This window comes from Micromonospora sp. NPDC005806, assembly GCF_042871425.1.
Classification (GTDB): Bacteria; Actinomycetota; Actinomycetes; order Mycobacteriales; family Micromonosporaceae; genus Micromonospora.
Genome location: NZ_JBIAIL010000062.1, coordinates 22,362 through 28,361 on the forward strand (window position 1 = coordinate 22,362; position 6,000 = coordinate 28,361).

At 72.7% G+C, this 6,000-nt stretch carries 4 protein-coding genes and 1 pseudogene; 3 read left to right on the forward strand and 2 right to left on the reverse strand.

The features are described from left to right. Positions 1-50 precede the first annotated feature (50 nt). Both ACFYOS_RS34230 and ACFYOS_RS34235 read left to right on the forward strand, forming a co-directional pair. A pseudogene (locus ACFYOS_RS34230) lies at positions 51-716 on the forward strand (MerR family transcriptional regulator); the annotation flags it as partial. Positions 717-742: 26 nt separating this feature from the next. After that, the gene (locus ACFYOS_RS34235; protein WP_387150768.1) at positions 743-1,027 is read left to right on the forward strand and encodes a putative quinol monooxygenase; all 285 of its coding nucleotides are present in this window, start codon (positions 743-745) and stop codon (positions 1,025-1,027) included. Between the two features lie 318 nt (positions 1,028-1,345). Here ACFYOS_RS34235 and ACFYOS_RS34240 read toward each other — a convergent pair whose 3' ends face one another. Both ACFYOS_RS34240 and ACFYOS_RS34245 read right to left on the reverse strand, forming a co-directional pair. Then, complete coding sequence (locus ACFYOS_RS34240; protein ID WP_387150771.1) at positions 1,346-2,857, reverse strand: SLC13 family permease; 1,512 nt, start codon at positions 2,855-2,857, stop codon at positions 1,346-1,348. 50 nt (positions 2,858-2,907) lie between these two features. After that, positions 2,908-4,449 carry a gluconokinase gene (locus ACFYOS_RS34245; RefSeq protein ID WP_387150773.1) on the reverse strand — a complete coding sequence of 514 codons (1,542 nt, stop codon included), beginning with the start codon at positions 4,447-4,449 and terminating at the stop codon, positions 2,908-2,910. Positions 4,450-4,705: 256 nt separating this feature from the next. On the opposite strand from ACFYOS_RS34245, the gene ACFYOS_RS34250 reads away from it, so the two are divergent. Beyond that, on the forward strand, positions 4,706-5,875 hold the full coding sequence (locus tag ACFYOS_RS34250; protein ID WP_387150776.1) for a hypothetical protein: 1,170 nt from the start codon (positions 4,706-4,708) through the stop codon (positions 5,873-5,875). Positions 5,876-6,000: the final 125 nt, after the last annotated feature.

The following is a 6,000-nucleotide window of genomic DNA, read 5'->3' on the forward strand; positions in this document are numbered from 1 at the left end:
TCGACAATCGGGCTTGACCCTCACGCAACGGGAGGCGGGAGCCTTGGAGCGGGCGCACCGCGGCCGGCTACCGCCGCTACGACGACGCCGATCTGGAGCGGCTGCAGCTCATCCGGGCGTACCGGGAGCTGGGGTTCCCGTTGGAGGAGATCGCCGAGATCCTCGACGACCCGGGCGGGAATCCGCTGCCGCACCTGCGCCGGCAGCACGAGCTGCTCACCGCGCGGATCGGCAAGCTACGCGAGATGGTCGCGGCGATCGAGTTCGCGATGGAGGCGAGAACGTTGGACATTCAGCTCACGCAGGAGGAGCGGTTCGAGGTCTTCGGGGACTTCGACCCGGACCAGCACGCCGAGGAGGCGGAGCGCCGCTGGGGGAGCACCGCGGCGTACCGCCAGTCGACGGAGCGGGTCGGCCGGTACTCGAAGGAGGACTGGCTGCGCAACAAGGCCGAGAACGAGGACTGGGCGCGGCGGATCACCGCGCTGATGGACTCGGGTGCCCCGGCCGACGGTCCGGAGGCGATGGCGCTGGCCGAGGAGCACCGGCAGCTCATCACCCGCTGGTTCTACGACTGCTCGTACGAGATTCACACCGGGCTGGCCGACATGTACGTGGCGGACCCGAGGTTCACCGCGTACTTCGAGAAGATCCGGCCGGGGCTGGCCGCGTACCTGAACGAGGCGATCCACGCCAACGCGATCAGCCGGGCGTGACCCGTATCGGGTGCGACGATGGGGGCGTGATCATCGTCGCCGGCACCCTCTACGTCGACCCCGCCGAGCGGGACGCCTACCTGGCCTCCTGCGTGGAGGCCGTCCTGGCGGCCCGCTCGGCACCGGGCTGCGTCGACTTCGCGGTCAGCCCGGACCTCGTCGAGCCGGGCCGGATCAACGTGTACGAGCGGTGGGAGTCCGACGAGCAACTGCTCGCCTTCCGGGGATCCGGCCCGACCGAGGAGCAGGTGGCGCCGATCCTCGGCGCCGAGGTCCACAAGTTCCTCGTCTCCGGTGTCGAGGCGCCCTGAGGCGACGGCGGCGGTGGCGCCTTGGCGCAGCAGCCTGGCCGAGACCTGCGCTGGCGGGTGGGCGAGAGCGATCGGTTCGAGGCCCTCCAGCGGCCGGCGGCGGTCGCCGTCCCCCGCTGGGTCATTTGCTTGCGAATGCCTTTGGAGCTGAGTCGTCTGCGACATCACGCCGCTCCTCGCGGCGAGGTGAGCACGGCATTTGCGCCGGTTCGCCCGGCGGGTCAGCGGCGACCTCGGTGGGTGGCGACTCGTTTGCGACATCAGCTCGAAAGGCGGTGACAAGCGGGTGCCCGCCCGGCGGGGCGGGCACCCGAGCCGCTACAACACCAGGTCGAGCAGGAGGACGCCGGCGAAGCCAACCACCGAGATGATCGTCTCCATCACCGACCAGCTCTTGATGGTCTGCCCGACGGTCAGCCCGAAGTACTCCTTCACCAGCCAGAATCCGGCGTCGTTGACGTGCGAGAAGAACAGCGACCCGCAGCCGATCGCGAGAGCCAGCAGCGCCACCTCGGGCCCCTGGAGGGTGGCGGCGAGGGGCGAGACGATGCCGGCGGCGGTGATGGTGGCGACGGTGGCCGAGCCGGTGGCCACCCGGATGCCGACGGCGACCAGCCAGCCGAGTAGCAGCGGCGAGATGTTCGCGCCCTTGGCGGCGTCCGCGACCAGGTTGCCGACCCCGGCGTCGACCAGGACCTGCTTGAAGCCGCCGCCGGCCGCGACGATCAGCAGGATGCCGGCGATCGCCGGCAGCGATCCGCCGAGGAAGCCGGAGACCTGGGTACGGCTGAACCCGGTCCGGTAGCCGAGGAAGATCATCGCGAAGATGACGCCGGCCAGCAGCGCGACGATGGGGGTGCCGATGATGTCGAGCGTCTTGCGGCCGGCGGTGTCCTTGGCGAGGGTCAGCTCGCCGATGGCTCGCAGCAGCATCAGCACCACCGGCAGCAGCACGGTGACCACGGCGGCCCACAGCGCGGGCGCGCGTCGGGGGCGCTGACCCTCCTCGATCGGCTCGCCGGGTCGGCCGGTGCCCGGGTTGATCAGGTCGTCCTCGGTGACCAGGTCCCCGTCGGCGTCGAGCCGGCCACCGGCCGGGGTGGTGGGCCGCCCGGGCTCGGCGACCGCGAGGGGCCGGCGGGTGGGCAGCAGCGCCTCCGGCGCGGTGGCGGGGACGTAGCGGGCGATGAAGTTGCCGAAGACCGGGCCGGCGATGATCACGGTGGGGATGGCGACCAGCAGGCCGAGGGCGAGGGTCTGGCCGAGGTTGGCGCCGAGCGCGTCGATCGCGACCAGCGGGCCGGGGTGCGGGGGCACCAGGCCGTGCAGCACGGACAGGCCGGCCAGCGCCGGGATGCCGATCTTCATCAGCGGCACGTCGACGCGGCGGGACACCAGCAGCACGATCGGCACCAGCAGCACCACGCCGACCTCGAAGAAGAGCGGCAGCCCGATCAGTGCGGCGACGCCGGCCATCGCCCAGGGCAGGGCGGCGCCGGAGACCCGGGCGACCACCCGTTCCACGAGGCTGTCCGCGCCACCGGACTCGGCGAGCAGGCCGCCGATCATCGCGCCGAGGGCGATCAGCAGGCCGACGCCGCCGACGGTGGAGCCGACCCCGGCGCTGAACGAGGTGACGATCTTGTCGGGCCCGACGCCGGCGACCACGCCGAGTACGGCCGCGCCGAGGATCAGTGCCAGGAACGGGTGCACCTTGCCCCAGGCGATGAGCACCACCACGGCGGCGATGCCGAGCAGGGCGGCGACGACCAGTTGGGTGTTGCCGGCGTTGGTGAGTGGTTCCGCCGGTGCGGCGAGCAATGTGACCACGGCTATCACGACCTTCGGTTAGTCAGTCGTCCGTGCCCCGAAACGGGCGATCACTGTTGTGGGGCGGTGGGCGGTGGTTCCGGCGGCAGGCTCGGCGCGAGCCGCCGCAGCGACGCGAACGTCGGTACGAGCGCGTCGTACAGCTCGGAGAAGAGCGGTAGCAGGGCCGCGTAGGTGGCGGCGGCGGCGGGGTCGGGGCGTACCGTTTCGTCGATCTTGACCAGGTCGGCGGCGACCTCGATCGATTCGATGAGGCCGAGCGCCTGCATGCCGAGCAGCGCGGCGCCGAAGCTGGAGCCCTCGTGGCCGGCGGGGAAGCGGACCGGCATGCCGAGGGCGTCGGCGAGGATCTGCCGCCACAGCGGGCTGCGGGCGAAGCCGCCGCTGGCGCGGACCTCGTGCACCTCGTTGCCGGCAGCCCGCACCGAGGCGAGGACCAGGGCGAGCTGCTGGCAGACCCCCTCCAGCGCGGCCCGGACCAGGTGCTCGCGCCCGTGGCCGTGGGTGAGCCCCACGTACGCGCCGCGGGGCAGCGCGCTCCAGTGCGGCGCCCGCTCGCTGAGCAGGTACGGCAGCATGATCAGCCCGCCGGAGCCGACCGGAGCCCGGGCGGCCAGGTCGAGCAGTTCCTCCTCGGCGTGCTCGCCGAGTTCCGGGGCGAGCGCCTCGCCGGCCCACTGGAGGACGATGCCGCCGTTGTTGATCGCGCCGCCGACCACCCAACGCTGCTCGGTGAGGGCGTAGCAGAAGACGCCGCCGAGCGGGTCGACGCCCGGGCGTTCCACCATCACCCGCATGGCGCCGCTGGTGCCGATGGAGCAGGCGACCTCGCCGGGGTGCACCGCGCCGAGCCCGAGGTTGGCCAGGGGGCCGTCGCCGGCGCCCACCACGATCGGGGTGTCGGCGGGCAGGCCGATGGCCGCGGCCGCCTCGGCGGTCAGCCCGGGCAGCACGTGGGTGGTCGGGACGAGCTGCGGCAGCTGTTCCTCGGTGATGCCGGCGATGGCGAGGGCCTCGGCGTCCCAGACGAGGCGGTGGATGTCCATCAGCCCGGTGGCCGAGGCGACGGAGTGGTCGGTGACCAGGGCGTCGGCCAGCCGCAGCAGGATGTGGTCCTTGATGCTGACCCAGTACGCGACCCGTTCGTACAGTCTCGGCTCCTGCTCGGCGAACCAGAGCAGCTTGGGCAGCGGCGCCATCGGGTGCACCGGGGTGCCGGTGCGCCGGTGCAGGGCCAGCCCGGAGGGCGCGGCGCGGAGCCGTTCGGCCTGGGCGCTGGCCCGGGAGTCGGCCCAGGTGATCGAGGGGGTGAGCGGGGTGCCGTCGGCGTCGAGGCCGATCAGGCTGTGCATGGCGGTGCTGAAGGACAGCCCGGCGACGGGTTCGTGGAGCTGCTCGGCGACCGCCCGGATCGAGCCGACCACCGCGTCGTGGATCAGCTGCGGGTCCTGCTCGGCGTACCCGGGGTGCGGCTCGTCGAGGGGATAGCCGATCGAGTGTGCGGCGAGTTGCCGCCCGCCGGTGTCGTACGCGACCGCCTTGGTGCTGGTGGTGCCGATGTCCACGCCCACCACGACGGCCGTCCCGCCCACCGGTTCACCTCCTCGTGAGGGCCACGGTGCACCCCGTGGCGCTGACGTTACCGAGGGTCAGCCCGTCGTGCATGGCGAAGCGGGGCCGTCGAGATCGCGCGGCCGGCTGCCCGATCAACGCAGCGGATTCCGCCTAACGTGTCGGTCAATCAGCCGATCGGTCAGATTGGCAACTTTCGCGTGTCTTGAGGCCCCCGTGTCGCAGTTGACATGAATGACACCCAGATTGGTGGGCTCGCGCGGCGGAGGAGTCGGCGTGGCGATGACTGATTCGACGGGTTCCACATGGCGCTACCGGTGGGCGCACCGGCAGAACGACCGGCGGCAGCGGGCATTCCGCGCGGCCGAGGAGGCGTGGCGGCAGCGCGATGACGAACTGGGCCGGCTGCGTACCCTCGCCGAGTCCTTCCACGGCTCGGCCGACGCGGGCGCGGGCCTGCCGATGGAGCTGTCCCCCGGCGAAGTGGTCTTCTGGACCCTGCCCGCCGCGCAACTGGTCGAGGTCCGGCACACCGCCGTGCTGCCCGCCCCCGAGCTGACCGTCGAGGTCGACCCGCCGGGGCTGCGCCCGCGCCGCCCCGAAGGGGTCAAGGTCGTCGACGCCGGCCTGGCCGTGCTGACCAACCGCCGGTTGGTCCTGCTCGGCGGGCGCGGCCGCCGCGACTGGACGTACGGGAGGATGACCGGGCTGTCCCACGCCCCGGGCGCGCCGGTGACGCTGATCCAGGTCCTCGACCGGCGGCGTACCTCCGGCCTGCTGCTGCCCACCGGCGCGGTCGCCGACTTCCGGTTCAAGCTGACCCTGGCCTTCGCTGACGCCATCGAGCAGCGGGCGGCCGTCGTCGCCCAGCTCGACGCGCTGATCGAGGAGCACACCGCGGCCCGGCCGGTGCGCCCCGCCGTCCTCACCCCGGCCCAGGCCCGGATCTCCGCGCTGGTGCCGGGCGGGCGGCGTACCGTCGCGGTCGGCGTGGCCCTCGCGTTGATCGTGCCGGCGATGCTCTTCGAGTCCGACCCCCCGGGGCGGCCCGGCTCGGAGCGGGCCTCGGCCGCCACCCCGGTGGCCACCGCCACCCCCGCACCGCCGGCGATCGCCCCCGCGGTGCAGGTCGACGTCCCCACCACACCGAAACCCCGCCGCCCCCGGCCCACCCGGCCGGCCGCCCCGACGCGGGACACCACGCCGCAACCGGCCGGCGAGCGGCGCTGCGGCGCCCCGGTCAACCCCTACGGATACGACTTCTGCGGCGGCGACCGGATCCGCAAGCCGGCCCGGGGCGTCTGCGACTGGTTCGACTGCGTGCCCGGGTTCTGGTCGGGGACCGGCTGGTTGGTGCAGTGCCGCGACGGCACGGTCAGCCTGACCGGCGGGCAGCGCCACTCCTGCGCCGGCAACCGGGGCTTCCGCCGTACCGTGTGGACCTGACTCCGTTGCCGCGCCGAAGATTCCACCTAACTTGATCTTTAACCTGCTGGGCGGCGGCATCGACCCCGACTGATCATGGGGACAGCCCTTGATCGATCATTCCTCTTGTCTAGGGAAGAAGATCA